The organism is Hyphomicrobium album (assembly GCF_009708035.1).
In the GTDB taxonomy this organism is placed as follows: Bacteria; Pseudomonadota; Alphaproteobacteria; order Rhizobiales; family Hyphomicrobiaceae; genus Hyphomicrobium_A; species Hyphomicrobium_A album.
In genome coordinates this window covers 255,209-279,381 of sequence record NZ_WMBQ01000002.1, presented here as the reverse complement: position 1 = coordinate 279,381, position 24,173 = coordinate 255,209, and the positions used below count along the sequence as shown (strand labels likewise).

Annotated in this window: 30 protein-coding genes; 15 read left to right on the top strand and 15 right to left on the bottom strand. The window is 66.2% G+C overall.

All coding sequences use genetic code 11. The features are described 5' to 3' along the window. Window positions 1-52: 52 nt before the first annotated feature. Both GIW81_RS13440 and GIW81_RS13435 read left to right on the top strand, forming a co-directional pair. The gene (locus GIW81_RS13440; RefSeq protein WP_324615034.1) at window positions 53-505 is read left to right on the top strand and encodes a regulator; all 453 of its coding nucleotides are present in this window, start codon (window positions 53-55) and stop codon (window positions 503-505) included. A gap of 194 nt (window positions 506-699) precedes the next feature. Then, the gene (locus GIW81_RS13435) at window positions 700-1,278 is read left to right on the top strand and encodes a glyoxalase superfamily protein (protein WP_154739892.1); all 579 of its coding nucleotides are present in this window, start codon (window positions 700-702) and stop codon (window positions 1,276-1,278) included. A 20-nt stretch (window positions 1,279-1,298) separates the two neighbouring features. Here the strand turns inward: GIW81_RS13435 and GIW81_RS13430 are convergent, their stop codons facing one another. From GIW81_RS13430 to GIW81_RS13410, 5 genes are all read right to left on the bottom strand, one after another. Continuing rightward, a complete protein-coding gene (locus GIW81_RS13430) occupies window positions 1,299-1,496 on the bottom strand; it encodes a hypothetical protein (protein ID WP_154739891.1) in 198 nt (65 codons plus the stop codon). A 31-nt stretch (window positions 1,497-1,527) separates the two neighbouring features. Next, window positions 1,528-1,743 (bottom strand): hypothetical protein, encoded by a 216-nt coding sequence (locus GIW81_RS13425; protein WP_154739890.1) that lies wholly within the window; start codon window positions 1,741-1,743, stop codon window positions 1,528-1,530. A gap of 40 nt (window positions 1,744-1,783) precedes the next feature. Further along, window positions 1,784-2,626, bottom strand: coding sequence for a S49 family peptidase (locus GIW81_RS13420; RefSeq protein WP_154739889.1), 843 nt, complete (start codon window positions 2,624-2,626; stop codon window positions 1,784-1,786). 85 nt (window positions 2,627-2,711) lie between these two features. Beyond that, the gene (locus GIW81_RS13415) at window positions 2,712-3,392 is read right to left on the bottom strand and encodes a tRNA1(Val) (adenine(37)-N6)-methyltransferase (protein WP_195930566.1); all 681 of its coding nucleotides are present in this window, start codon (window positions 3,390-3,392) and stop codon (window positions 2,712-2,714) included. Between the two features lie 189 nt (window positions 3,393-3,581). Continuing rightward, window positions 3,582-3,806, bottom strand: coding sequence for a putative signal transducing protein (locus GIW81_RS13410; RefSeq protein ID WP_154739887.1), 225 nt, complete (start codon window positions 3,804-3,806; stop codon window positions 3,582-3,584). 190 nt (window positions 3,807-3,996) lie between these two features. On the opposite strand from GIW81_RS13410, the gene GIW81_RS13405 reads away from it, so the two are divergent. Next, window positions 3,997-4,932, top strand: a complete 936-nt coding sequence (locus GIW81_RS13405) for a polyprenyl synthetase family protein (protein WP_407658206.1) — start codon at window positions 3,997-3,999, stop codon at window positions 4,930-4,932. Between the two features lie 88 nt (window positions 4,933-5,020). Next, entirely contained in the window at window positions 5,021-5,515 is a 495-nt protein-coding gene (locus GIW81_RS13400; protein WP_154739885.1) for a hypothetical protein, read from the top strand. A 13-nt stretch (window positions 5,516-5,528) separates the two neighbouring features. Here GIW81_RS13400 and GIW81_RS13395 read toward each other — a convergent pair whose 3' ends face one another. From GIW81_RS13395 to GIW81_RS13380, 4 genes are all read right to left on the bottom strand, one after another. After that, entirely contained in the window at window positions 5,529-6,395 is an 867-nt protein-coding gene (locus tag GIW81_RS13395; protein ID WP_154739884.1) for a 4-(cytidine 5'-diphospho)-2-C-methyl-D-erythritol kinase, read from the bottom strand. 75 nt (window positions 6,396-6,470) lie between these two features. Then, on the bottom strand, window positions 6,471-6,773 hold the full coding sequence (locus GIW81_RS13390) for a hypothetical protein (protein ID WP_154739883.1): 303 nt from the start codon (window positions 6,771-6,773) through the stop codon (window positions 6,471-6,473). A gap of 134 nt (window positions 6,774-6,907) precedes the next feature. Further along, on the bottom strand, window positions 6,908-8,698 hold the full coding sequence (locus tag GIW81_RS13385; protein ID WP_154739882.1) for a tetratricopeptide repeat protein: 1,791 nt from the start codon (window positions 8,696-8,698) through the stop codon (window positions 6,908-6,910). Window positions 8,699-8,853: 155 nt separating this feature from the next. Next, window positions 8,854-10,533 carry an electron transfer flavoprotein-ubiquinone oxidoreductase gene (locus GIW81_RS13380; RefSeq protein WP_154739881.1) on the bottom strand — a complete coding sequence of 560 codons (1,680 nt, stop codon included), beginning with the start codon at window positions 10,531-10,533 and terminating at the stop codon, window positions 8,854-8,856. 175 nt (window positions 10,534-10,708) lie between these two features. On the opposite strand from GIW81_RS13380, the gene GIW81_RS13375 reads away from it, so the two are divergent. Then, complete coding sequence (locus tag GIW81_RS13375; protein WP_154739880.1) at window positions 10,709-11,590, top strand: uracil-DNA glycosylase; 882 nt, start codon at window positions 10,709-10,711, stop codon at window positions 11,588-11,590. A 13-nt stretch (window positions 11,591-11,603) separates the two neighbouring features. Then, window positions 11,604-12,137: a molybdenum cofactor biosynthesis protein B gene (gene moaB / locus GIW81_RS13370; protein WP_154739879.1), complete on the top strand. Its 534-nt coding sequence runs from the start codon at window positions 11,604-11,606 to the stop codon at window positions 12,135-12,137. Window positions 12,138-12,149: 12 nt separating this feature from the next. On the opposite strand, the gene GIW81_RS13365 is transcribed toward moaB, so the two are convergent. The 3 genes from GIW81_RS13365 to GIW81_RS13355 form a co-directional block, all read right to left on the bottom strand. After that, the gene (locus GIW81_RS13365) at window positions 12,150-12,821 is read right to left on the bottom strand and encodes a hypothetical protein (RefSeq protein ID WP_154739878.1); all 672 of its coding nucleotides are present in this window, start codon (window positions 12,819-12,821) and stop codon (window positions 12,150-12,152) included. A gap of 143 nt (window positions 12,822-12,964) precedes the next feature. After that, window positions 12,965-13,354, bottom strand: a complete 390-nt coding sequence (locus GIW81_RS13360; protein WP_154739877.1) for a hypothetical protein — start codon at window positions 13,352-13,354, stop codon at window positions 12,965-12,967. Window positions 13,355-13,445: 91 nt separating this feature from the next. Then, complete coding sequence (locus tag GIW81_RS13355; RefSeq protein WP_229309295.1) at window positions 13,446-14,204, bottom strand: glycosyltransferase; 759 nt, start codon at window positions 14,202-14,204, stop codon at window positions 13,446-13,448. A gap of 65 nt (window positions 14,205-14,269) precedes the next feature. Between GIW81_RS13355 and GIW81_RS13350 the strand changes: the two genes are divergently transcribed. The 4 genes from GIW81_RS13350 (at window position 14,270) to GIW81_RS13335 (ending at window position 18,908) form a co-directional block, all read left to right on the top strand. Further along, window positions 14,270-15,385, top strand: a complete 1,116-nt coding sequence (locus tag GIW81_RS13350) for a PA0069 family radical SAM protein (protein WP_154739876.1) — start codon at window positions 14,270-14,272, stop codon at window positions 15,383-15,385. A 68-nt stretch (window positions 15,386-15,453) separates the two neighbouring features. Beyond that, window positions 15,454-16,113, top strand: a complete 660-nt coding sequence (locus GIW81_RS13345; RefSeq protein ID WP_154739875.1) for a ribonuclease HII — start codon at window positions 15,454-15,456, stop codon at window positions 16,111-16,113. Between the two features lie 151 nt (window positions 16,114-16,264). Next, the gene (locus GIW81_RS13340) at window positions 16,265-17,392 is read left to right on the top strand and encodes a site-specific DNA-methyltransferase (protein WP_154739874.1); all 1,128 of its coding nucleotides are present in this window, start codon (window positions 16,265-16,267) and stop codon (window positions 17,390-17,392) included. 166 nt (window positions 17,393-17,558) lie between these two features. Further along, window positions 17,559-18,908 (top strand): flavin-containing monooxygenase, encoded by a 1,350-nt coding sequence (locus tag GIW81_RS13335; protein ID WP_154739873.1) that lies wholly within the window; start codon window positions 17,559-17,561, stop codon window positions 18,906-18,908. 28 nt (window positions 18,909-18,936) lie between these two features. On the opposite strand, the gene GIW81_RS13330 is transcribed toward GIW81_RS13335, so the two are convergent. Next, entirely contained in the window at window positions 18,937-19,200 is a 264-nt protein-coding gene (locus GIW81_RS13330) for a hypothetical protein (RefSeq protein WP_154739872.1), read from the bottom strand. Window positions 19,201-19,353: 153 nt separating this feature from the next. Next, window positions 19,354-19,887 carry a GNAT family N-acetyltransferase gene (locus tag GIW81_RS13325; protein WP_154740757.1) on the bottom strand — a complete coding sequence of 178 codons (534 nt, stop codon included), beginning with the start codon at window positions 19,885-19,887 and terminating at the stop codon, window positions 19,354-19,356. A 48-nt stretch (window positions 19,888-19,935) separates the two neighbouring features. Between GIW81_RS13325 and ku the strand changes: the two genes are divergently transcribed. From ku to GIW81_RS13305, 4 genes are all read left to right on the top strand, one after another. Beyond that, window positions 19,936-20,799 (top strand): non-homologous end joining protein Ku, encoded by an 864-nt coding sequence (ku, locus tag GIW81_RS13320; protein ID WP_154739871.1) that lies wholly within the window; start codon window positions 19,936-19,938, stop codon window positions 20,797-20,799. Window positions 20,800-20,833: 34 nt separating this feature from the next. Next, window positions 20,834-21,127, top strand: a complete 294-nt coding sequence (locus GIW81_RS13315; protein WP_324615033.1) for a hypothetical protein — start codon at window positions 20,834-20,836, stop codon at window positions 21,125-21,127. Between the two features lie 249 nt (window positions 21,128-21,376). After that, window positions 21,377-21,757 carry a septal ring lytic transglycosylase RlpA family protein gene (locus GIW81_RS13310; RefSeq protein ID WP_154739870.1) on the top strand — a complete coding sequence of 127 codons (381 nt, stop codon included), beginning with the start codon at window positions 21,377-21,379 and terminating at the stop codon, window positions 21,755-21,757. Between the two features lie 166 nt (window positions 21,758-21,923). Then, window positions 21,924-23,531, top strand: a complete 1,608-nt coding sequence (locus GIW81_RS13305; protein ID WP_154739869.1) for an EAL domain-containing protein — start codon at window positions 21,924-21,926, stop codon at window positions 23,529-23,531. Window positions 23,532-23,541: 10 nt separating this feature from the next. Here the strand turns inward: GIW81_RS13305 and GIW81_RS13300 are convergent, their stop codons facing one another. Then, window positions 23,542-23,751, bottom strand: coding sequence for a hypothetical protein (locus GIW81_RS13300; RefSeq protein ID WP_154739868.1), 210 nt, complete (start codon window positions 23,749-23,751; stop codon window positions 23,542-23,544). 149 nt (window positions 23,752-23,900) lie between these two features. Between GIW81_RS13300 and GIW81_RS13295 the strand changes: the two genes are divergently transcribed. Next, on the top strand, window positions 23,901-24,140 hold the full coding sequence (locus GIW81_RS13295; RefSeq protein WP_154739867.1) for a hypothetical protein: 240 nt from the start codon (window positions 23,901-23,903) through the stop codon (window positions 24,138-24,140). Window positions 24,141-24,173: the final 33 nt, after the last annotated feature.

Sequence of the window (24,173 nt, the reverse complement as noted above, 5' to 3'; positions counted from 1 at the left end):
ACATTGCAGTGACCATTCCGGGAACGGGGCAGCATCGCCGAGGGAGAGCAAAGTGAAAAACGGCTATTTCGACGACCGTAACATCCGCTGGTACACGCTCGGAGGCTTCGACAACCTCGCCTATCACGTCTGCGACGTGGACGAGCGCCTGCGCAGCGTCGACATCCTCTTCAAGTTCGCCGCCAACGAGAAGATCGCGCTGCATCGGCACAAGGCGGCGTACCGCACCTTCGTGCTGCAGGGCGAATTGCGCATCTATCGGGCGAACGGCGAGCTGAAGGAAGTCCGCCCGCTGGGCAGCTATGTCAGCGCCGCGTCCGACGGCGAGCCGCATACCGAGGGCGGCGGCGACATCGACGTGATCGCTCTGTTCAGCAACCGCGGCATTGCCGACAACGGGGTCGTCTACGAGATCCTCGATGAGAACCTCAACGTCGTCGTGACCTTCGGAATTCCCGAGTTCATGGCCCTGCTCGACGCGCAGCGGCAGAGCGAGGCCGCGTGAGGCAGGGATCCGACGATTGACGAGGCGCGTTGGCTGCAACTAGGCTGCGATCCGGCCGATGCAGCCAGCCGCTTGCGCCCTATGGGTATGGTGAATGCATCAACTGAGACGTTGATCCTTCTGCTTCGCGGCGAACGGGTCGGCAATGCAAGCGCTGATCGGTACCGTTCGCCCGTAGAGCAAAGGATCTACCCATGCGTTCATTCACCGACGCAAAGGCCATGGCACGCTCGCTGCGCAGCGCGCTCGGCGACAAGAAGCTCGAGCTGTCGCACGGCGAGTGCCTCGACATCGTCGCCCGGCAATTCGGCCTCGATAACTGGAATGTGCTCGCCGCCAAGATCGACGCGGCAGATGGCGGCAAACCGGCCGAAGCGACGAGCGACGGCATCCGGCTCATCGAAGCGATACCCATCCTGCGCATCTTCGACGTCGCCAAGGCGAAGGAATTCTACGTCGACTTTCTCGGCTTCACGATCGACTGGGAGCACCGCTTCGGCGACAACTTCCCGCTCTATGCGCAGGTGTCGCGCGCCGGCCTTAAGCTGCACCTATCCGAGCATCACGGCGACGCCATCCCCGGCTCCACGGTGTTCGTGTGGATGCGCGGCATCGCCGAGTATCACCGCGAGCTTACGGCCAAGAACTACCGCTACTACCGTCCGGGCCTGGAAGACGCGCCCTGGGACGCGCGGGTGATGGAGGTGGGCGACCCGTTCGGCAACAAGCTGCGCTTCAGCGAGCCGAACAAGGCCGACGACCCGCGCGCCTAGCGGCGCACCAGGTGGGCGGCCTACTTGGATAGCTTGTCGCGCTCGGCAATGAGCGCATCGAGCTTCGCCTGCTGGTCGGCGATACGATCGGAGGTGCGACTTTCGTCGGCCGCACCCGAATAGGCCGCGGCCTGCTCAACAAGCTCGCGCAGGTTGGCGCGCAATATAGCTATGCGGGTGTCGAGCTCGGCGAGCTCAGCTGGATCGGGCGCGGGCATGGGGTCCTCTTCGCAGGCGGTGGCGGCGGTATCAGTTATGGCGCTTGCTCGGCCGGTAGACGCCGGCGTCGGCATCCCATTCGAGATAGCCGAGATCCTTGGGCATCGACTTCAGCGGCGTATTGCGGGTCATACGCTCGGCCGCTTCCCGCGCGGCCTCCGAAGCACGCGACATTTCCTTGGCCAGCCATTTCATGCCGGCCGCCACTCCGGCTCCGATGAGCACCGCGGCGACGACGTGAGGCATCGACGACACTCCCTCCAGAGGCGCGCGCCGAACGCGCCAATTATAGCCCGTACCGCGACCAAAGCGCCCGGGCCTCGACAGCGGATATCAGATCCTCGGCAAAGGCAAGACGGCCGCTGGTTAATTCCTCGTAACCCGTGCTCGCGGGCGAACGCCGCAGGCGGCTCAACAGGCCGCCTTTTTCGAGCGGAACGACCTTGAGACGAACCTTGTCGCCGTAAAGCTCGCGCATCTTGGTGCGCACGTCCGATATGCCGTCGACGAGCCCCAGCTCCAGCGCCTTCGGCGCCGACCAGAATGCGCCGGAGAACATATCGGAGTCGGCGCCCCGCAGGCGACCGGCGCGGCGCTCTTTGACGATACCGATAAACACGTCGTGCACGTCGCGCTGCACGCTCTTGATCTGCTCGACCTCCTCGGGGCGCTCGGGACGGAACGGGTCGAGTGAGTCCTTGGAGATGCCCGCCGTGTAGACGCGACGCTCGATGCCAAGCTTCTCGATCGCCTTGACGAAGCCGAAGCCCGAGAAGATCACGCCGATCGAGCCGACGATCGACGACGCGTCGGCATAGATCTCGTCGCCGGCGACGGCGAGATAGTAGCCGCCGGAAGCGGCAACATCCTCGCAGAAGGTGTAGACGGTTTTCTTCTTCTCCTCGGCCAGCTGACGGATGCGGCGGAAGATGAGGTTCGACTGCACGGCCGAGCCGCCGGGCGAATTTATGATGATGGCCACGGCCGGGCACTTCGACATCTCGAAGGCCTTCTCGATGGCACCGGCGGCGTGCGCGATCGACAGGCCCGGGCGCAAGGGCACCGCAGCGCCGATGGGGCCCGCGAAGCGCAGCACGGGAACGACGGGACCTTGGCCAAAGAACCACATGGGGGCCTCGCTGAAAGCCTGCAGATCGGGTGGAGCCGACCTTTTAGGCCATCGAAGCACCCCCGGCTAGAGCGGCAGGCTGCCTTTACGCCGGAGCCTGCATCGCCAGCGCGCCGCCACGGCGCAGAATGTCCTGCGCCGCCGGGGTGAAGCCGTTGCCGGCCTCGTGCAGCACGAAGCCAGGCAGAACCTGCAGGGGCGCGCGGCTCCCCTTCGTGCCCTGCACGATGACGCGGTGGGCGAGCGTGCCCACGCGAGGATGGAGCGGCAGGATGCGAATGGCGCCGAAGCGCTGGTCGAACGCGGCAAGCACGCGGCCCAGAGCCTCGGCCTTGTGGACAATGGTCGCCACGCCGCCCGGCGCCGCCATGCGCGCCATGAAGCGTCCCCACGCCTCGAGACCACCCTCATCCATCGCGTGGGCGCCGGCCTTCAATGCGTCCGGAGCGAGCGTGCTGGCATCGGCGTCGTGATACGGCGGATTGGCGATGATGTGACCGAAGCTTTCATCGACAAGCGCGTGCGCGCGCAGCTCGGCCGCCGATGCGCCGATGTCGGCGCTGACGACCCGCACGCGTGCGGCGAGATCATTGTGCTGCACGTTCTCGGCGGCGAGTTCGGCCAGCTCGCGCTGCTTTTCGAGCAGCACCACCTCGGCGAACGGCAGGCGCCGCGCAACGCACAGGCCGGCGGTGCCGACGCCAGCGCCGACATCGAGCACGCGCAGCGGCCGGCCGGCGTCAGCCGGCACGGCGGCGGCTAGCATCACTGCGTCGAGCCCGGCCCGATAGCCGGAGCGCAATTGCCGAATGCTCAGCGCGCCGTCGAGAAAGGCGTCATTTGTGACAAGGGGACGATCTTGGGCTGCGGACGTTTGCTCCATCCCCTAGCAACAACGGCTGACGCCCGGCGCGTCAAGAGCGCCCGCAACCGCCCGGGCGCCGCGGGTCCATCGTCACGGGGCAACCATCCACTGGCCGAGGTCGGCCTCGATCAGTAGCCTACGGGCGGCCTCCCAGCGATCCTCGGGCACCGCGAGCCGCTGGGCCACGGCGCCCAGCGTGCCCTGCACGGCGCTCATATTGCCGTCGAACACTGCCGTTTCGATGCCGGCATCCTCCAGGAGCACCTTCAGGTAGCTCAGGAGCACCGGGTCGTTGGTCGTCACCAAATCGCGCATTGTGCCAAGGTAACCCTGGTCCGGGCCGGTTGCGGCAAAGTTTGCTTGGAATTTGCCCCCGGCAGCACGTTATACCAAGCTTCACAAGCATGAGCTCGGGAAGATGACCTTGGGTCAAGTCATAGCATTCGACGCCGGCCGCGGCTCGCCGGAAAGCCTCAAGCCGCTGCTCGACCTCGTCGCCACCGATATGGAGGCGATCAACCGCATCATTCTCGACAAGCACGTCTCCGACGTCGAGCTGATCCCGGAGCTCGCGCACCACCTCATCGACTCGGGCGGCAAGCGTCTGCGCCCGATGCTGGCCTTGGCGGCGTGCAAGCTGTGCGGGTATTCCGGCACCGGCCACATCCGCGTCGCCAGCGCCATCGAGTTCATGCACACCGCCACGCTGCTGCACGACGACGTGGTCGACGAGAGCGGCCTCAGGCGCGGCAAGCAGACCGCGCGCATGCTGTGGGGCAACCAGGCGAGCGTGCTGGTCGGCGACTTCCTGCTCGGGCAGGCTTTCCGCACGCTGGTCGACGTCGGCTCGTTGCCGGTGCTGCGCATCCTGTCCAACGCCGCGGCGGTGATCGCCGAGGGCGAGGTGATGCAGCTGGCCGCCGCCAACAACACGACGACCACCGAGGACGACTACCTCGCCATCATCAACGCCAAGACCGCGGCGCTGTTCTCGGCCGCGGCCGAGGTCGGCGCTGCCATCTCCAATCGACCGGCGGCGGAGCAGGCGGCACTCAAATCGTACGGGCGCAACCTCGGCCTCGCCTTCCAGCTCGTCGACGATGCCCTCGACTATTCCGGCGACAGCGCCAGCCTCGGCAAGGCGATCGGCGATGATTTCCGCGAAGGCAAGATCACCCTGCCGGTGATCCTGTCGTTCCGCCGCGGGTCGGAGGAGGAGCGCCAATTCTGGAAGCGCACCATCGCCGACGGCGACCTGAAGGACGGGGATCTGGAGCACGCCGTGGCGCTTATGAAACAGCACAAGGCGCTTGAAGCGACGATGGAGCGGGCCCGCTCGTATGGGGCGATCGCCCACGACGCCCTCGCCATCTTCCCCAATCGGCCGGAAAAGTCGGCGATGCAGGACGTGATCGCGTTCTGCGTGCACCGCACGCACTGAAAATCACCTGGCCCATACGGGCCGTATTGCCGGGCGAACCCCGGCATCCTAGGATTCGGCGCTTCGCTGGTCACATCGGGGATATCAAGTGCCGCCGCATCAGCATATCGCCGGACGCATTGCCGCCCGCCGCGGCTGGCTCGTTGCCTCAGCCTGCCTCGCGCTCGCGGGGGCCGCATTTGCGGCCCAGCCGATCGAGGGGCTCAAGCCGGGCATCGTTCTGGCCAAGGTCGGCATCACCGACATGACCAAGACGCAGCAGGCGGACCTGTGGAAGCTGGTCGACGAGTACGCCACCGTCGACGCGCTGCAGGAGTTCTGCGGCACCAAGCTCAACCTGCAGCGGCGCGCCTGGCGCGCCGTGGGCACCTGCGTCGAGCCGACGTCATTGCGGAAGGTGATCGGCACCTTCAAGACGAAGAAGGACGGCTACCTGAAGCAGTGGGAAACGCTGCACGGACAGCCCGACGCCAAGAAGGCCGTGTGCGAGCGCTTCAAGACCAAGCTCTCCGAATACTCGAAGATCATGAGCGGGCAGATCAACGAGGCGGCCACGGCGTGCCGCAACTGCTTCTTCTGCTAGAGACGAGCTAGCGTCAGTCGCCGAGCGTGGTGGCGACGACCCACCAATCGGGATGGCGGGCGCGCAGCTGCTCGGCTGCCGCCGCGGCGCGTTGCGGATCGGCGAGAATTCCATAGCTCGTCGGCCCGGCGCCGGAGAGGCTGACGTAGAGGCAGTCGGGCAGCGCGGCGAGCGCCGCTTCGGCCGCGGCGCTATCTGGCAGCACGGTATGGGCCGGTGCCCTCAGGTCGTTGCCGATGGCGCGCATATAGTCGACGAGCGCCGGAGCATCAGCAAAGCTTGGCAATGGCGCCGGCGCCGCAGCCTCCGCGGCACGCGGCACCGAAAGCTGCCCGAATACGGACTTGGTCTTGCCGAACGGCGAGGCGATCAGGGGGCACACGAGCACCGCATCGAGCCGCGGCAGCTTGCCGGCCGGCTCGATGTGCTCGCCGACACCCCATACGAGCGACGTCCTGTCGGCGAGGCAGACCGGCACGTCGGCTCCGAGCGAGGCGGCGATCGACCGCCAGTCGATCGATGCAGCGGGGTTGGCGCGGCGCACGGCGCGCAGTACGGCCGCCGCGTCGGCCGAGCCGCCGCCGATCCCGGCGGCGATCGGCAGGCGCTTCTCCACGTCCACACGCCCGAGCGTCGCCTGCGGATCTGCCGCGGCGATGCGGTCGAGCGCCGTATCGACGAGGTTGTTGCCGGCGATCGCCGCCGCATACTGTCCCGTCATGCGCACCTCGCGCGCAGAGCCCGGCGTGACGGTGACGTCGTCGGCGACATCGGCGAAGGCGATGAGACTTTCGAGCAGGTGATACCCGTCGGCGCGGCGGCCAAGCACCCGCAGCGTCAGGTTGATCTTGGCGCGGGCGTGCTCGGTAAGCGTCGTCATTGCCGCTCACCGGTAAGACGAAGGCCCCGGACGATCGTCCGAGGCCGCAGGCTGGGCCGTGCGAAGCGCGGCGCGTCAGCGGTCGGCGGCGCCGTCGATGAGGTTGCGGCCGAAGCCGGTGTTGTCGAGATAGATCCCCGGCGCGCCGTACGCGCCGTAGCTGGGCGCGGCGTCGACCTTGATGTCGGCCTCATAGTAGGTCCGGCACATGCGATAGCCGTCCGCCCAGAAGCACTGGCGATAGGCGGGCGTGCCGGCCATGGTCTCGATCTCGTCCGGCGAGGCGATCGGAAGCGGCTTGGCAAGGGTGGGACCGGTGGAAAGAGCCGCCACGGAGAACGCGGCAGCGGCAACCGCGATGCGTTTTACTCGAACCATTGCGAACTCCAGACAGCTCCGCGATCCGCCGCGTTGCTGTCAGTGGAATTCGAATCTCGGGCGCTTGTTCCACCCGCGGTGAAACTATCGGCCGTCAAACCGGGGGTGGGCGGGCACCGGTGCCCGCCGCAGCGTCACTCGACCAGCGCCGGATTGAGCTTGGTTTCCTTGCGCCGCTTCTGCTGGACCTTGCGCATCGTCTCGCGCGGACCTGCCCGGGCCTCCACGCTCGGCGGCAGGCCGTCGACGAGCTTCTTCTTGATCTTCTCCAGCTCTTCCGGCTCGGGATCGAGGGTGAGCGCCTGGTCCCACTGGAACTTTGCCTCGCGCTCGCGGCCGACGCGCCATAGCGCATCACCGAGGTGGTCGTTGAGGACCGGGTCCTGCGGCTTGAGCTCGACGGCGCGCTCGAGGAAGCGCACGGACTCGGCGAAGTTGCCGAGCTTGAAGTGCGCCCAGCCGAGGCTGTCGACGATGTAGCCGTCGTCCGGCTTCAGCGCGACGGCCTTCTCGATCAGCGACATGCCCTCCTTGAGGTTGCGATTCTGGTCGACCCAGCTGTAGCCGAGATAGTTGAGCGCCAGCGGCTGGTCCGGATAGAGCTCGAGTGCCTTCTTCAGATCGGCCTCGGCTCCCGGCCAGTTCTTCAGGCGCTCATAGCAGGTGCCGCGCGAATAATAGATGCTCCAGTGCCGCTTGTCGGGCTTGGGGATCAGCTTCGTCGCCTGCGTGTAGACGTCGGCCGCCTCGCCATAGCGCTTGCGCGAGCGCAGGATGTTGCCCAGCGCATCGAGGGGCTTCAGGTCGTCGGGGCTTTCCTTCGCCAGACGCTCGAGGATCAACTTCGCCTCGTCGACCTTCTCCAGCGAGTTGAGGGCGAACGCCTTGCGGATATCGATCGCCGCCTGCAGCGCCGTGCCGGCCGGAATGCGATTGTAGACCTCGATGGCGTCCTGATAGCGCTGGCCCGTCTCGTAGGCGCTGGCGAGCGCCGCGAGCGCAAAGGCGTGATCGGGCTGCGCATAGAGGGCCAGCTGCAGGTAGAGGATGCCCATGCTGAGGCCACCCTCGCTCGTCAGCGCCTCGCCGAGACCGTAGAACACCTCGGCCATGCCCTCGGCCGGCGTGTTGATCAACAGCGGGGTCTTCTTGCCCGGTCCGATCTGCTCACGCAGCTCGCGCACGAGCACGTGCGGCTCGCCCTGGGCGCGCTCGGTCTGCGCGTCGAGCAGCTCTCCGGCGCGTTTGAAATTTCCTTCGTGCGCGGCGTGGCGAGCGGCGGCGAGCGCGATGCGCAGCGTCGTCGCGTCCTGGCGCATCGAATGCTCGTAGGCCGCCTCCGCCTCCTTCGGCTGCCCCATGACGTCGGCGATCAGCGCCTTGTGATAGTTGAGATAGAACTGCGCCCACTCGGCCTGCTTGGGCATCTCGAGCAGCTTCAGAGCGCGCTGCGCGTTGCCGGCAGCGGCGGCGGACCAGGCTCGGGCGAGTGCGCTCGTCAATTCGCCGATCGGGCCGTCGGAGGCCTTGCGGAACTCCTCGTCGGCGACGTCGTACTTGCCGTTCTTGAACCCGTCGAGACCAAGGAGCAGATGCGCCATGCGGTTGTCCGCATCCTTGGCGATGAGCTGGCGGGCGAGCGGGACAGCGCGCTCCCAGTGGCCCTCGGTGGCCTCGGTCTGGAAAGCCTGCTCGAGAAGGACGGCGTTCGTCGGGTCGAGGGCGAGCGCGCTACGGTAGAACTCCGCGGCGCTGTTGTTGTCGTTAATGCCCTTGGCGAGGTTGGCTGCGAGGTAGCTGCCGAGCAGCGAGTGCGCGTCCGTCTCGGTCATGAAATCGTTGGCGGCCTGGGGCGCGCTGATGGCGGCAAACATGCCGGAAGCGATTGCAGTAATGCGCAATACCTTGCGAAGGCTGGACCGCATTCAAACTCATCCTTCTTGGAGGCACGGGGCCGATTCCCACCTGGTCGTACCGTAGCGCATATCGCGGCGATTTGGCGACAAGGTCGGGGTGGGTAACGTTGAATCGCAAAAACCTAGGGCGTCATATTCGCACCCCGGACGAGCCCCTAGACGCCTCACATTCCGGCGTAATTCGGCCCGCCGCCGCCCTCGGGGCAGACCCAGGTAATGTTCTGGCTGGGGTCCTTGATATCGCAAGTTTTGCAGTGGACGCAGTTCTGGGCGTTGATCTGGAAGCGCGGGTCGCCGCCCGGCTCCACGACGATCTCATAGACCGCTGCTGGGCAATAGCGCTGCGCGGGTTCGGCGAATTCCGGCAGGTTGATGGCAACCGGTACAGCGGGGTCGGTTAGCTTTAGGTGAACCGGCTGGTTCTCCTCGTGGTTGGTGCCCGAGAACGACACGCTGGTCAGCCGGTCGAAGGTGAGGACGCCGTCGGGCTTCGGATAGGCGATGGGCGCGGTGTTTTGCGCGCGCTTGAGCGTCGCGTAGTCGGGCTTGCTGTGCTTGAGCGTGAAGCCCAGGCCGCCGCGGATGAACGTGTTGAGCCACATGTCGATGCCGCCCAGCGCGAAGCCGATGAACGTCCCGAAGCGCGACCACAGCGGCTTCACGTTGCGCACCGGTTGCAGATCGCGGGCAATGTCACCGGAGCGCACGGCCTCCTCGTAGGCTTCGAGACGGTCGTGCGCGCGCCCCTCGCCGATCGCGACGAAGGCGGCATCCGCCGCGGCGATGCCCGACAGGATCGCGTTGTGGCTGCCCTTGATGCGCGGCAGGTTGATGAAGCCCGCGGCGCAGCCGAGCAGCGCGCCACCCGGAAAGGTGAGCTGCGGGATCGATTGCCATCCGCCTTCGGTGATGGCGCGCGCCCCATAACCGATGCGCTTACCGCCCTCGAACGTGGTGCGGACCGCGGGATGCGTCTTGAACCGCTGGAATTCCTCGTAGGGCGAGATGTACGGGTTCTCGTAGTTCAAGTGCAGCACGAAGCCGACGGAAACGAGATTGTCGCCGTAGTGGTAGAGGAACGAGCCGCCGCCGGTACGGTCGTCGAGCGGCCAGCCGAACGAGTGCTGCACCAGGCCCGGCTGATGCTTCTCGGGCGCGACGCGCCACAGCTCCTTGAGGCCGATGCCGTACTTCTGCGGGTCGCTGTTCTCGGTGAGCTTGAACTCCTCGACGAGTTGCTTCGTCAGCGAGCCGCGCGCGCCCTCGGCGAGAAACGTGTACTTGCCGCGCAGTTCCATGCCGCGCACGAAGCTCTCGGTCGGCTGGCCGTCGCGGCCGACGCCCATGTCGCCGGTGGCGACGCCGACCACGGCGCCGTTCTCGTCGTAGAGAACCTCGCTCGCCGCGAAGCCCGGATACACCTCGACGCCGAGCTCGGCCGCCTGCTCGGAGAGCCAGATGCACAGCGCGCCGAGGCTGATGATGTAGTTGCCGTGATTGCTCATCAGCGGCGGCATCAGGAAGTTGGGTAGGCGCAGCGCCCTGCTGGCGGTGAGGAAGTAGAAGCGGTCGTCGCGCACTTCCGTCTCGACGGGGGCGCCCTTCTCCTTCCAATCGGGAATGAGCTTGTTGAGGCCCTTGGGGTCGATGACGGCGCCCGAGAGAATGTGCGCGCCGACGGCGGAGCCCTTCTCGACCACCACGACCGACAGCTCGCTCCCGGCCTCGGCGGCGAGCTGCTTCAGCCGGATCGCCGCGGCAAGACCGGCCGGGCCGGCGCCGACGATGACGACGTCGAACTCCATCGCCTCGCGGGGCGGCAGCTCGGCTGCGGTCTCGGCCATGACTTCTTTCACCTCATGTCTCGCGCGCGAGCTTCAAACTCTTCTAAAGTGGTCGTAGGTCTCCCGGGGCGGCAGCGTCAAGCGCCGCGGGGCCGCAAGCATCGGTCGGGGAGGAGAGGGAGCGGCGAGGCGCTCGCGCTATGAGCCGGCTCTCTCCCCCTATATGGTGCCGCGCATGAACGCCGACGAGACAGCACGCGCAGCGGCCGGTCGCATCCTCGCCTGGTACGAGGCGATGGGCGTCGACGCCGCACTCGCCGATGTGCCGATCGATTGGATGGCGCGCGCCAACGTGCCGCCCGGCGCGCAATTCTCGTTGCAATCGGAAGTTTCCTCCGCCGCCGCGACGCCGGCACCGCAGCAGCGCCCGGGACCTGGAGTGCCAACGGCACCGCCGCGCGCCCACGCGCCTCAGGCCCCAATCGCCAAGCCGGCACGGCAGTTCCCGGCGCGCCCAGCCGCCGCACCAGGCGCGGAGGCGAATGTCGATCTAGCCCGCGCGGGGGACCTTGCGGCCCTCGGATCAATGCTCAGTGCTTTCGATGGCTGCGGACTCAAGGCGACGGCCAAGAACCTATGCTTCTATCGCGGCGCCGAGCGCGCGCCCCTGATGATCGTCGGCGAGGCGCCGGGGCGCGAGGAGGACCTGGAAGGCAAGCCGTTCGTCGGCCGCGCCGGACAGCTGCTCGACAAGATGCTCGCGTCCATCGGCATGGGCGAGGCCAACGTCCACATCACCAACATCGTCTACTGGCGGCCGCCGGGGAACCGCACGCCGACGCCGCAGGAGGCGCTCGCCTGCCGACCGTTCCTCGAGCGGCAGATCGCGCTCGTCGGACCCAAGGTCGTCCTGGCGCTCGGCGGCGCCGCCGCGAAGCAGTTGTTCGACGTCGCCGACGGCATCATGCGCATCCGCGGCAAGTGGCGCGATCTGGAAGCCGGCGGCCACACGGCGCAGGCGATGGCGACGCTCCATCCGGCCTATCTCTTGCGGACGCCGGCCGCCAAGGGCATGGCTTGGCGCGATCTGCTCGCCGTCAAGGCGGCGCTGAAATAGCGAAGAGAAACTCATGGCCAGGATCGACGAGAGCTTCACCTTCAAGCCGCTGCGCATCGCGACGCTCACGGTCTCCGACACGCGCGACAAGGCGAACGACAAATCGGGCGACGTGCTGGAGGATATGATCCGCGAGGCGGGCCACGCGCTGGTGAAGCGCGAGATCGTTACCGACGACCTGACGCAGATCCGCGCCAAGGTAGAGAGCTGGATCGCCGACGCGGGCGTCGACGTGGTCATCACCACCGGCGGCACGGGCTTTACGGGCCGCGACGTAACACCGGACGCGGTGAAGCCGCTGTTCGAGAAGGAGATCGAGGGGTTCTCGGTGATCTTCCACATGCTCTCGTTCAAGAGCGTGGAGACGTCGACCATCCAGTCGCGTGCCTGCGGCGGCACTGCCAACGGCACTTACATCTTCTGCCTGCCGGGCTCGCCCGGCGCCTGCAAGGACGCGTGGAACGGCATCTTGAAGTGGCAGCTCGACGCCCGCCACCGGCCCTGCAATCTGGTCGATATCATGCCGCGTCTGAAAGAGACGCGCTGAGCCGGCCGCCGCTCAGAAGCTGCTGCGGCCGCGCTCGATGGCGACGAGTTCGAGCGTCGCGTTGGTGGTATCGAACACCGCCGCGGCGATCTGCCCAGCGACGATGAAGACGAGCCCGAGGACCAGCGCTGGAGCGCCCGTGAGGACACCGAGCGGCAAGCCGAAGAACGCAACGGCGGAGAGTTCGCCGACGAAACCGCCACCGCCGGCCACAGCCGCGAAGACGCCACCGAGCAGCATCACCCATCCGATCGCACTCAGCGCGTGGGCGACGACTTTCGATAGGCGGAAGCGTGGCTGGAAGGCCGGAAGATCGCTCTCTGCGGGGCGCGCGACGCGCGGCATGGGGACCTGTTGCGGGTCGGCGTAGCCGCTCGCCGCAGATTGATTGCCGACGTTATAGACGCGCTGACCGCCGGGCGACGGAGATGGCGGCGCTTGTGCCGCTGGCTGCGCCGCTTGGCCGCCAGACTCGCGCGAGCGGGCGACGCGGGCTTCGCCCCAGCGCCACTCGGCAATGCGGAACAGGCCCTCGCGCGCTTCTTGCGCCTCGGCGGTCGTCCCATGCTGTTCGACAAGGTGGCGGTAGAATTGGAGGGCATAATCCATCTTGCCCTCGGCCTCGGCCCGCCGCGCCGCTTGTAGCACCTGCACCGGCGTGAACTGCATCGACGTCTGCACCATGACGCAACCCCCTTACGCTCAACGCGAGCGATGCAACGCTACCACTGTCAATTACGAATGTCCGCCCCAGGCCGGGCAGAAATATTCAAAACGCGTAACTTTACTAACAGCAGGGTCCGACAATTTGCCGCGCCCTTCTGCATTTAGAGATCCGCGAGCGATGTGACGCGCTCGATGTGCAGGCCAGGAAAGCCGACGAGTGTCTCCGCCAGCAACCCGCTGCCCGTCGAACGTGGCCGCGGCTCAATCTCGACCAACCAGAATCCGCGCGCGCCGCGTGCCATGAGCGCCGCTCCGACGTGCTCCACCTTGAACGACGGCACGCCGTCGCCAACGATCAGCACCGGACAGTCGAACGGCATGTCGCTGATGCGCGGCAGATGACTGGTATCGCTCGAGAGTTTTCCGGCGGTGCTCTTGTCGATGCGCAGCGAACGGCCGGAGAGGGGCCGCGGAACGGCTTTGTGCCGGCGTACGGGCGTCGCGCGTGGCGGCAATGGCAGCGAGACAAGGCGAAGGGTGGTGACGGTCACAGCTTTTTTACCCCCGTAAAAGCGCTGATCCAGGACTAAGTCATCTAAATCTAACGGCAAAATTACGACGGCGCGAGGGTGACGGCGTGGCTTATCGCTCGCCGCGCAGTGCCGCAGCCTGTCGCGGCGCCAGCCGTAGCGCATAAAGAAGCCGCTGGCGTTGGTTGTCGAGTGCGTGACGAAAATAACCGTCACGCCGATAGCGCGCAGCGCTGCTCACGGCGCGCGTGCTCAAGAGCTTCACCCGCCGCATCCCGAGGCGACGGACGAGATCGGCATCCTCCAGCAACGGCAGCGGCCGATGTCCGCCGACCTTGTCGTACTGGCGGCGGGCGATGAGCAGCCCCTGCTCCCCATAGGGAGATCGCAGCAGCGCGCCGCGCAGGCGCACGGCGCCTTCGATCAAGCGCGGCGCAAAGCCATCGTCGTCGAGCGCGAAGCGGAAGGCAGCGGCGGCATGGCGGGACGTGCCGCGGTCGAAGCGCTCCATGAAGTGTGCCGCCTCGCGTTCCCAGCCGGCATCGAGCACGGTGTCCGCGTTCAAGAACAGCAGCCACGGATGCCGGGCAGCGTTAGCACCGGCGCGCAGCTGAGCGCCGCGATTGGGCGGAGCGGTGATAACTTCCGCGCCGGCATGGTCGGCGATCTCGCACGTCTTGTCTTCCGATCCGCCGTCAACGACGACCACCTCGCGGACAAATCCCTCCAGCGCTGCGGGCACCAGCGCGGTGAGCGTCTGAGGCAGCGTCGCCTCGGCGTTGAGAGCGGGAATGACCACGGAAACCATAAGGTTCTCTGCCACGCCCTTTGCCGCTTCAACAACCGCAATTCCGGCCATGTCCAAACGCATGGCTATCGTTCTTGCTTTGTTCTTTAAGTCGCGGTAAGGGTCATCCCGGCAATTCCGGAGACCAGATGGCGAGGCAGCGCGAGAAAGCGACGGTTGAGGCGAGCCCCGGCGGCCTGGTCGATGACGAGCGCCGCCGCGGGCGCGGCGCACGCTCCAACCACACCGGCCGCTTCGAGGGCGAGCGGCGGGAGACGTTCGACGACGGCTGGGAGGGTCTGGGCGACCTCGACGCCTTCAAGACGACGGTCTTCGACGACCCGGCGCGCACCATCATCACGCGCAACGATAGCCCCGACATCTCATTCGATCGCTCGATCAATCCCTATCGCGGCTGCGAGCACGGGTGCGTCTATTGCTTCGCGCGGCCGACGCACTGCTTCCTCGGCCATTCCGCCGGGCTCGACTTCGAGACGAAGCTTTACGCACGCACCAACGCGGCGGAGTTGCTCGAGAAGGAGCTGTCGAATCCGCGCTACCAGCCGGCGTGCATGGCGATCGGCACCAACACCGATCCCTACCAGCCGATCGAGCGCGAGCGGCGCATCATGCGCTCGATCTTGGAGGTGCTGGAGCGCACGTCGCATCCCGTCGGCATCGTCACCAAGTCGGCGCTGATCACGCGCGATATCGACATCCTCGCGCGCATGGCGGAACGCCAGTTGGCGCGCGTATGTATCTCGATCACGACGCTCGATGCGAAGATCGCCCGCGCCATGGAGCCGCGCGCACCCACGCCGACGAAGCGCCTCGACGCCGTGCGCCAGCTCGCCGAGGCCGGCATCCCGACGACGGTCATGGTGGCGCCGATCATTCCCGCACTCACCGATCCGGAGATTGAGCGCATCCTCGCCGCGGCGCGGGAGGCGGGCGCACGCTCGGCCGGCTACGTCATGCTGCGCTTGCCGCTGGAGATCAGCGGGCTGTTCCGCGAGTGGCTGGCGTCGGAGTTCCCCGACCGTGCCGAGCGCGTGATGCATCTGATGCAGTCGATGCACGGCGGGCGCGACTACACCTCCGATTGGGGCGTGCGCCAGCGTGGCACCGGCCCCTACGCCGACCAGATCGGCATGCGCTTCCGCCTGGCGGTCAAGCGGCTGGGCCTCAATCAGGACCGCAGCGAGCTCCGGACCGACCTCTTCAAGCGCCCAGTGCTCGCCGGGCAACAAATGCCGCTTTTTTGAGGGTTTTCCTCAGTCATCTTCATGCCGCGCTTTGACTTGGCGCCGGACCGGGTTGAACCTTCCCCACTATGGGGAATGCTGCCGCCGAGCTTCGACCGCGCCCGACCTTCGAGTTGGAAGCGGCGGAGCTGCAGCTGCACGGCGGTCCGGTCGCCGGTGTCGACGAAGCGGGCCGAGGACCGCTGGCCGGACCCGTCGTGGCAGCAGCCGTCATCCTCGACCCCGAGCGCATCCCCGACGGCATCAACGACAGCAAGGTGCTCGACGAGGAAGCGCGCGAGTTCCTCTATGTCCGCATTCGCGCGACGGCGATCATCGGCGTCGGCATCGCCGACGTGAAGCGCATCGACGAGCTCAACATCCTGCACGCCACGATGTGGGCGATGGCGCAGGCGGTGGCGCAGCTTCCGCAGACGCCGAAACTCGTCGCCATCGACGGGAATCGCGCGCCGCAGCTCGATTGCCCATCGCGCACGCTGGTGAAGGGCGACGCGCGCTGCCTGTCGATCGCCGCCGCGTCGATCATCGCCAAGGTGACGCGCGACCGGCTGATGGTGCAGCTCGCCGCCAGCCACCCGGGCTATGGCTTCGAGCGCCACAAGGGCTACGGCACCGCCGAGCATCACGGCGCGATCAAGCGCCTTGGCGTCACCGTGCATCACCGGCGCTCGTTCCGCGCCGTGCAGCTCGCCCTCGGCCTCATCACCGAGGACGAGGAAGTGGTGTAGAATCCACTAATAGCCGCAAGCCCTTGATGCGACTCGCATCTGCATCGGCAACCGATAAATCGCTTCCCAACGGACTCCTCGCACAGCTAGAATCCACGGGCTTCGGCGCTGCCGAGGCGCGTGTTTCCCCTGTTGCGAAAGTTGCGTTCACATGGTTTTGCGTCGTTCGTCCGCGGCCCAATCGGCCAATCGCATCATCGTCGGTGATTGCCTTGCAGCGCTGAAAAAGCTGCCCGACGCCTCGGTCGATCTCGTCTTCGCCGACCCACCCTACAATCTGCAGCTCGCCTCCGACCTGATGCGCCCCAACAATACGCGCGTCGACGGCGTCGACGACGATTGGGACAAGTTCGCGAGCTTCGCCGACTACGACAAGTTCTCGCGCAGCTGGCTCACCGAGTGCCGCCGCATCCTGAAGCCGGACGGCGCCATCTGGGTCATCGGCTCCTATCACAACATCTTCCGCCTCGGCGTGACGCTGCAGGATCTCGGCTTCTGGATCCAGAACGACGTCATCTGGCGCAAGGTGAACCCGATGCCGAACTTCCGCGGCAAGCGCTTCACCAATGCGCACGAGACACTGATCTGGGCGGCCCGCGACCAGCGCGCTCGCGCCACGTTCAACTACGAGAGCCTCAAGGCGCTCAACGACGACCTGCAGATGCGCTCCGACTGGCTGTTCCCGATCTGCTCGGGGCCGGAGCGGCTGAAGGACGAAGGCGGTCGCAAAGCGCATCCGACGCAGAAGCCCGAGGCGCTCTTGCAGCGCGTGCTGCTCGCCTCGTCGAAGCCGGGCGACATCGTGCTCGACCCGTTCTTCGGCACCGGCACGACCGGCGCCGTGGCGAAGCAGCTTGGCCGCCGCTTCATCGGCATCGAGCGCGATCCCGACTATGCCCGTGCCGCCGAGGAGCGGATCGCCAGGGTGCAGCCGCTGTCGCTGTCGGCGCTCGAGACGGTACGTTCAAAGCGCTCCGAGCCGCGCGTGCCCTTCGGCACCATCATCGAGATGCGCCTCCTCCATCCGGGCACGGAGCTGCTCGACTCCCGCAAGCGGATTCGCGCGGAGGTGAAGGCCGACGGCACACTCAGCTACGGCGGGAACCAGGGCTCGATCCACCGCCTCGGCGCGATCGTGCAGGGCAAGAGCGCGTGCAACGGCTGGACCTATTGGCACTTCGAGGCCGACGGGAAGCTGAAACCGATCGACATCTTGCGTGAAGAAGCGAAGCGGCAGCTCGGGTTGAGTGGCGCGCCGGCGGTAATTGCCGCTGAATAATCAAAACACTGAGCATCACTTGCGACATTTTCGCACAACCAGCACCCGCACGCCGAGGTTGGTGCTGTTGTCGTTCGCAATGCCGGAGGGCGCGACGCCGCAGTAGACGACTGCCGCATCTGGGTCTAATTCAAGCCCATTCATAGCCACATTTCCGGACACGCGTATGCGTCGCACCGCGCTGAGAACCGACCGCCTACTCGTTATCGGCGCGGGTCCTGTCGGTTTGGCTATGGCTGACGCGTTGAAGCAGCGCGACGTCGCTTTCGATCACGTCGACGCCTCGGACGGCATCGGCGGGTTGTGGCGCCACGGCGTGTACCAGGGCGTGCACATCGTCTCCTCGAAGAAGTCGACCGGCTACACCGATTATCCGATGCCGGCGCACTATCCGGATTTCCCGAGCAGCACGCAGATGCTGCGCTATCTGGAGAGCTTCGCGCACGATCGCGACCTCAACGCCTCGATCGAGCTCAACCGCAAAGTCGTCCGCGCGGCGCCGCTCGCCGACGAGACCTGGCAGGTGACGTTCGAGGACGGCGAAGAGCGCACCTACAAGGGCGTCGTCGTCTGCAACGGGCATCATTGGGACAAGCGCTTGCCGCACTATCGCGGACGCTTCACCGGATCGCTCATCCATTCCTCGGACTACAGGGAACCGAAGCAGCTGCGCGACAAGCGGGTGCTCGTCATCGGCGGCGGCAACTCCGGCTGCGACATCACCTGCGAGGCGGCGCGCGTCGGCGCCGCGTGCGACTGGAGCCTGCGCTCGGGCTATTGGTTCCTGCCCAAGACCGCGTTCGGCCGCCCGCTGACCGACCTGCCGATCTGGGGCCTGCCGGTGTGGGTGCAGCGCCTCGTGCTGAAGTCGCTCGTCCGCATCTTCATCGGCGACTATCGCCAGTACGGATTGCAGCGGCCGTCGCACAAGCTCTTCGAGAGGCATCCGGCGTTCGGCACGGACGTGCTGAACTACCTGCGCCAGGGCCGCATCAAACCGCGACCGGACATCGCCCGCTTCTCCGGCACGAAGGTGCATTTCGTCGACGGCAGCGTCGGCGAATACGATCTCATCGTCGCCGCCACAGGCTTCAACAACGCCATCCCGTTCCTGCCCGCGAACCTCGTGCCGATCGAGAACGACATCGTCCAGGTGTACGGCGGCGCCTTCCCCGAGGCGGTAAAGAACCTCTACATCGTCGGCTGGGCGCAGCCGCGCAACGGCTTCGGCGCCATCATCTCGCCGGCCGCGAAGCTCTACGCCGAGATGATCGCGATACAGGACGAGATCGACCTGCCGATCGGCTACGTGCTCAAGTGGCGGGGGCTCAAGGTGCCGACCTCGCACCTGATCGATCCGGGGGCGACGCGCCGGGTGATCTGGCTGGCCCACAAGGTGCTGCCGCTCCTGAAGCGGCGGGCGCGCATCATCGCCGAGACCCAGGGCCGTCCGCCCTTCGACCCGTCCCTTTATGAATTCGACGGGCGCGACAAGGCCGTCGCCGTCAACGAGTGACGGCGCCGAACCTCAATTCAGCTTTGGCTTAGCGCTGCACCCGCTCGCGGTACGGGGCATCCGACGGACGCACCTCACCGGCGCGCTCGCGATAGGCGAGGCCCGAGACGTAGGGGTAGGCGTAGCCGCGGTAATAGAACAGGACCGGGGTGTTGGCGTTGGGGTCGGGCCGGCGGTACTTCACCTCGCCGGCGGGCGTCCGATAGAACTCGGCGCTGGCGTCAGTGTTAGCAACGGCGAGCAGGGCGAGCGCCGCAAAGGCCGCCGAGCCGAGAGCAAGGGTGTCCCGCATATTCTTCCTCGTTGATGCAATGAGGACTACGGAACAACGTCGTTTCCCCCCGCGCCTCATTTCGAGAAAGTAACAACCGTCGCTTAACTAAGGGTGACCGCAATGCCACGCCGGGGCGCCAATGCACGCCGTATGGGCCGTCACATCGGCCGCTCAGAGCCGCCGGAACATGACGAGGGCGTCGACCGGGCCGAGTTGCGGATGCCGGAAAGCGCCGGGCAGCCGCCCAACGATCTCAAAGCCGAGACTCTGCCAAAGGTGCACGGCGTCCGCGTTCGAGCTGACGACGAAGTTGTATTGCATGGCCAGGAAGCCGCGCCGGCGCGCCTCGGCGAGCGAGTGTTCGGCCATCCCCCTCGCGATGCCGCGACCGCGCATGGCGGGAAGCGTGGCGTAAGCGGCGTTGGCAACATGGTCGCCGCCGCCTTTCTGGTTGGCACACAGAAAGTAGGTGCCGACGACCAGGCCGTCCTGCTCGGCAAGAAAGACCTCGCGCCCGGGTCCCATCCAATAGGCGATGGCGTCCGCCTCGCTCATGTCAGCCGGCAGCGCATAGGTCTCGCCGGCCCGAATGACAGGCTCGAGGATGCCCCAGATGGCAACCCGATCCGCCAAGATCGCGGTCCGGATCAGTAATTGCGGGTTCACGGATCGACCTTCGAACTCTAGGAACTTTTTTGTTATCATTGGCGTCATAAGGTGGAGGCTGCGTCCCCTCGAGTTGCGGAGCATACAATGGCCGCCCGTGCGTATTGGAAGGGCTTTCTGCGCCTTTCCCTCGTGTCGATCGCCGTCGAGATCTATAACGCCGTCGAGTCGAAATCCGAGATTTCCTTCCGGCAGATCCACAAGCCCTCCGGCCGCCGCATCAACTACACCAAGACGGTGCAGGGCATCGGCGAGGTGAAGAGCGCCGACATCGTCAAGGGCTACGAGATCGACAGCGACACGTACGTGACCCTCGACCCGGACGAGATCGATGCGGTCAAGCTCGAGAGCAAGAAGACCATCGACCTCGTCAAATTCGTCGACGCCGAAGAGATCGACCCGCGCTACTTCGAGCGCCCTTATTTCATCGCCCCCGCCGACAAGCATTCGGGCGAAGGCTACGTCGTCATCCGCGAAGCCTTGAAAAAGACCGGCAAGGCGGGCCTCGCCCAGCTCACCATCGGCGGGCGCGAGTGGCTCGTTGCCATCACCGCCCTTGGCGACGGCTTGTTGATGGAGATGCTGCGCTACGCCGACGAGCTGAAGGAAGCCGACCAGTTCTTCGACGAGGTGCCGACCGGCAAGCCGGACAAGGAGATGGTCGATCTCGCCGTCGAGCTGATCGAGCGCAAGGCCGGCAAGTTCACGCCCGAGCAGTTCGAGGACCACTACGCCACCGCGCTGCGCGAGCTGGTGCAGAAGAAGATGAAGGGCCAGAAGATCAAGGCCCCGCACGAGGAAGCGGCTCCCGGCGGCGCCAAGGTCATCGACTTGATGGCAGCGCTTCGCAAGTCGATAGGCGAAGGCAGCGGCGGCAAGGCGAAGGCGACGCGCTCCACCTCGCGGCGCACGCCGGCACCACGCCGCGGCGGCACCAAGAAACGCGCTTAGAGCGGCGCGCCAACACTAAGACGGGACGCCGGCGATGGCGAAAAAGCCGCCCAGCAAGAAACCGTCCCGCCTCACCGGCTCGGCCGAGCTGGAGGAGAACGCGCCCCGCAAGCTCATCGAGTTCGACCCGGCGACGCTGCAGGCGCTGCAGCTGCTCGCGCGCGACTCGATGAAAGACTTCCAGGAGCTGGCCGACGAGGCTTTCCGCGATCTTCTGAAGAAGCACGGGCGCCCGACCGGTCTGAAGGAAGCGCTGCGCCAGTCGACGCGTGGCATTCCCGCCAACGACCAGAACGGCGCGCGCACGCGCCGAACCAAGACGCGCTAGACGACGCTTCGCTCAACGATGCACGTGCCGAGCGTCCCGCCAGCGGGCCGTTCGAGGTTAACGACCAGCGTCAAATTGCTGCGTGCACGTTACCGGCTCGCGGCCGGCGATCGCGGTGTGGCGGGGCCGCAAAGTGGTTAAGAAAAAGTATATTGCAGAGCGTTGCAAGTCTTTGAAGGAACACGCGGTTTCGCGATCGACTTGAGCATGCAAAGAGGCCCTCGTCGCAAACAATTGAGGGAATATCTGATGCAAGCCCTGATAGTCGGAACGATCGCTGTTGCCGCTGCCATCCTGGCCCCCTGGGCCTCGGCCCGCGCTCAGAGTGGCGTCGCTTCTCACTACTCGGACCTGTCGGTCACGGCGAGCGGACGCGCTTACAAGTCGAGCGCCATGGTCGCCGCCCACCGGAGCCTGCCGTTCGGTACCAAGGTGCGGGTCAAGAGCGCGAGCACCGGACGCTCGGTCGTGGTGACGATCGTCGACCGTGGGCCCTTCATCAAAGGCCGCATCATCGACCTGTCGAAGGGTGCCGCCAGCGCGCTCGGCTTCTCGGGCCTGCACAGAGTACACCTGGCCGTGCTCGGCAAGGGCGGCTCCGAAAAGAAGACGGCCCAGAACGACAAGTAGTACCTACTCCTGCGTGCGGCGCCTCCGAGCCAATGCTCGGAGGCGTTGTCGTTTAGAGGCGCCTGCCCTTGATAGCGCCGCGTTATTTGGCAATTGAACGGGCGCCCACACGCAAATTTCAGCGCTTTTCGGCAGCATTGAGCCACGGGGCCAGCGGCTGAGGCGCATGTCGGCAATCGTTAATGCATTGATCGCCGGGCGGCACCGGCGGCTGCTACGCGGCGTGCTGTGGGGCGCAATCCTCGCCGCCCTTTTGGGCCTCGGCTACGGCTTCGTGCATTGGCAAGTGCGTAGCTTCATCCGTCACGATCAGCGCGCCGAGCTGGCGCGCATCAACTCCATTCGCACCGGCGTCGTGGATGCCCTGCGCATGCTGCAACGGGATGCCACCGCAGTTCCCTGCTCGCGCGACTTCCTCGCCCAGATGCGGCGCGTGGCGTTCCTGCCGGATGGGCTCAACGAGTTTCTCTACGCGCCGGGCGGTCGCATCGAGTGCTCGACCAGTCAGCCGAGCTTCGAGCCACCGGTGCTGCTTGCGGCACCCGACATCGCCACGACCACGTCGAACGATCCGAGCTGGCGCGTGGATCGTGACCTTGCTTCGATCGGCCTGGCCGGCGTGATCGGCACCATCGCCCAACTCGGCAACTTCGCCGTCGCGATCCCGCCCTACACCCGTTACGAGAATGAATCACCGTGGTTGCACAAGGAGCTCGTCTCCCGCGGCGCCGACGGAAAGGTTTGGAGCGTCGCCGGCGATCGCGGGTTGTTCGAGAGCCTCGAAGCGGAGAAACATCCTTCGCTCGGCGCGGGGCTCACGACGCTGACATCCTCTATCTGCGATCCGGCGGGCCCCTATTGCGTGGCCTCCCGCGCAAATCTCTTCGACTGGGCGAAGGACTGGCTGCCGATCCTCTCGTCGACCATCCTCCTGGCGGCGCTTTTCGCGTGGGTGTGCGCCAACAACATCGCCGACTGGCTCGCTCGCTATTGGTCGTTCGAAGCGCGCTTCACGCGGGGCCTCAATGCCCAATCGATCGTCGTCGCTTACCAGCCGCTGGTCGATCTCAAGACCGACGACATCGTGGGCGTGGAGGTGTTGGCGCGGTGGCGAGACGTCGACGGGACCCTCGTGGCGCCGAACCGCTTCATCGACATCGTCGCCCGCTCCGGCCGCACGGGGGAGTTCACGCAGTTGGTCGTGGACCGCGCCTACGCCGAGTTGAGCGAACACATCGGGCGCGACACGCCGCTGGAGGTGAGCTTCAACGTCTTCGCCCCGGATTTCGACAGCACGGACCTGCTGAAGATCTTCGTCAAGTTCCTCGGCGAGCCGCAGCGCTTCCGCGCCGCCGTGGAACTCGTCGAGAACCACGACATCGACTTCGAGAGCGCGCAGTGCACGATCGAAGCGCTGGCGGCGGCCGGCGTGCGGACCTTCATCGACGATTTCGGGACGGGCTATTCGAGCATCGAGCGCGTCGCCAGGCTCGCGGTGCACGGCGTGAAGCTCGACCGCTCGTTCGCCATGTCGCCGCCCGACAGCGTGATGGGCCGCATGCTGGTGCAGGTGATCGAGATCATCAAGACGACTGGCAGGCTGATCATCGTCGAGGGGGTCGAGACGCTGGCGCGGCTCAACGTTCTGCGCGCGACAGGGTTGGTCGACTACGTGCAGGGCTACGTGATCTCGCGCCCTCTCGACATCAACGAGCTGACGGCGCTGCTCGCGCGCGGCAATGCGGCGTGGTCCATTCGTCCGGCTGCCGCATAGTCCGGCGGCGCTAGTGCAGCGCCATCCCGGGCGGCGGTGCAAACACCGCCTCGGCGAGTTTGACGGGATCGCGCTCGCCCGCCTCGAAGGCGGACGACAACTGGGCGGCCAGCTCGTTCACCGTCAACACGACATTGCGCCGGGCCGCGAGACCGAGCGCCGTGTCGATGGCTTTCTGCAGAATGGCGAGATTGTCGGGGCTTACCAGCGGGGGGAACATATAGCTTCGGCGGCTCCGTGTTGCTGCATCGCAAAAACGGATACGGCGCGATTCGAGTTCCGATGAGGGCGGCGCCTGCGACACAAGCGACACGGGACCCCTTATCAGCGATCATGCGGCTATCGGGATACAGGCAGCGTGAGGCGGCGATGACCGGCGACGAGGAAGAGCTGACGACCTGGACGCTCGGCGGCATCAAGTCGGCCGGCATGGTTCTCGAAGGCGCCTGCACGACGTCCAACTGCAACGAGTTCGCACGCTTCGATCTCGACGCCTTGATCAGCCGCTTCGGCGCTGACTGGCGCGTGCCGGCGACCCTCCCGGTGCGTTGCTCGCTCTGCGACGAGCCGCTGAAATTCCAACTCGCCGTCCTGCACGACGAGGAGTGAGCGGTAGATGACTTTGGTCGGGGCGCCGTACCG

Coding starts and splice junctions, on each gene's coding strand:
- GIW81_RS13335 (WP_154739873.1), top strand. CDS start 17,559: ATGCGTCGCACCGCGCTGAGAACCGACCGCCTACTCGTTATCGGCGCG.
- GIW81_RS13310 (WP_154739870.1), top strand. CDS start 21,377: ATGCAAGCCCTGATAGTCGGAACGATCGCTGTTGCCGCTGCCATCCTG.
- GIW81_RS13345 (WP_154739875.1), top strand. CDS start 15,454: ATGGGGAATGCTGCCGCCGAGCTTCGACCGCGCCCGACCTTCGAGTTG.
- GIW81_RS13350 (WP_154739876.1), top strand. CDS start 14,270: ATGGCGAGGCAGCGCGAGAAAGCGACGGTTGAGGCGAGCCCCGGCGGC.
- GIW81_RS13395 (WP_154739884.1), bottom strand. CDS start 6,395: ATGACGACGCTTACCGAGCACGCCCGCGCCAAGATCAACCTGACGCTG.
- GIW81_RS13375 (WP_154739880.1), top strand. CDS start 10,709: ATGAACGCCGACGAGACAGCACGCGCAGCGGCCGGTCGCATCCTCGCC.
- GIW81_RS13305 (WP_154739869.1), top strand. CDS start 21,924: ATGTCGGCAATCGTTAATGCATTGATCGCCGGGCGGCACCGGCGGCTG.
- GIW81_RS13340 (WP_154739874.1), top strand. CDS start 16,265: ATGGTTTTGCGTCGTTCGTCCGCGGCCCAATCGGCCAATCGCATCATC.
- GIW81_RS13390 (WP_154739883.1), bottom strand. CDS start 6,773: ATGGTTCGAGTAAAACGCATCGCGGTTGCCGCTGCCGCGTTCTCCGTG.
- GIW81_RS13415 (WP_195930566.1), bottom strand. CDS start 3,392: ATGCTAGCCGCCGCCGTGCCGGCTGACGCCGGCCGGCCGCTGCGCGTG.
- GIW81_RS13330 (WP_154739872.1), bottom strand. CDS start 19,200: ATGCGGGACACCCTTGCTCTCGGCTCGGCGGCCTTTGCGGCGCTCGCC.
- ku (WP_154739871.1), top strand. CDS start 19,936: ATGGCCGCCCGTGCGTATTGGAAGGGCTTTCTGCGCCTTTCCCTCGTG.
- GIW81_RS13435 (WP_154739892.1), top strand. CDS start 700: ATGCGTTCATTCACCGACGCAAAGGCCATGGCACGCTCGCTGCGCAGC.
- GIW81_RS13405 (WP_407658206.1), top strand. CDS start 3,997: ATGGAGGCGATCAACCGCATCATTCTCGACAAGCACGTCTCCGACGTC.
- GIW81_RS13315 (WP_324615033.1), top strand. CDS start 20,834: ATGGCGAAAAAGCCGCCCAGCAAGAAACCGTCCCGCCTCACCGGCTCG.
- moaB (WP_154739879.1), top strand. CDS start 11,604: ATGGCCAGGATCGACGAGAGCTTCACCTTCAAGCCGCTGCGCATCGCG.
- GIW81_RS13300 (WP_154739868.1), bottom strand. CDS start 23,751: ATGTTCCCCCCGCTGGTAAGCCCCGACAATCTCGCCATTCTGCAGAAA.
- GIW81_RS13380 (WP_154739881.1), bottom strand. CDS start 10,533: ATGGCCGAGACCGCAGCCGAGCTGCCGCCCCGCGAGGCGATGGAGTTC.
- GIW81_RS13420 (WP_154739889.1), bottom strand. CDS start 2,626: ATGTGGTTCTTTGGCCAAGGTCCCGTCGTTCCCGTGCTGCGCTTCGCG.
- GIW81_RS13365 (WP_154739878.1), bottom strand. CDS start 12,821: ATGGTGCAGACGTCGATGCAGTTCACGCCGGTGCAGGTGCTACAAGCG.
- GIW81_RS13425 (WP_154739890.1), bottom strand. CDS start 1,743: ATGCCTCACGTCGTCGCCGCGGTGCTCATCGGAGCCGGAGTGGCGGCC.
- GIW81_RS13410 (WP_154739887.1), bottom strand. CDS start 3,806: ATGCGCGATTTGGTGACGACCAACGACCCGGTGCTCCTGAGCTACCTG.
- GIW81_RS13430 (WP_154739891.1), bottom strand. CDS start 1,496: ATGCCCGCGCCCGATCCAGCTGAGCTCGCCGAGCTCGACACCCGCATA.
- GIW81_RS13385 (WP_154739882.1), bottom strand. CDS start 8,698: ATGCGGTCCAGCCTTCGCAAGGTATTGCGCATTACTGCAATCGCTTCC.
- GIW81_RS13295 (WP_154739867.1), top strand. CDS start 23,901: ATGACCGGCGACGAGGAAGAGCTGACGACCTGGACGCTCGGCGGCATC.
- GIW81_RS13355 (WP_229309295.1), bottom strand. CDS start 14,204: ATGCGTTTGGACATGGCCGGAATTGCGGTTGTTGAAGCGGCAAAGGGC.
- GIW81_RS13325 (WP_154740757.1), bottom strand. CDS start 19,887: ATGATAACAAAAAAGTTCCTAGAGTTCGAAGGTCGATCCGTGAACCCG.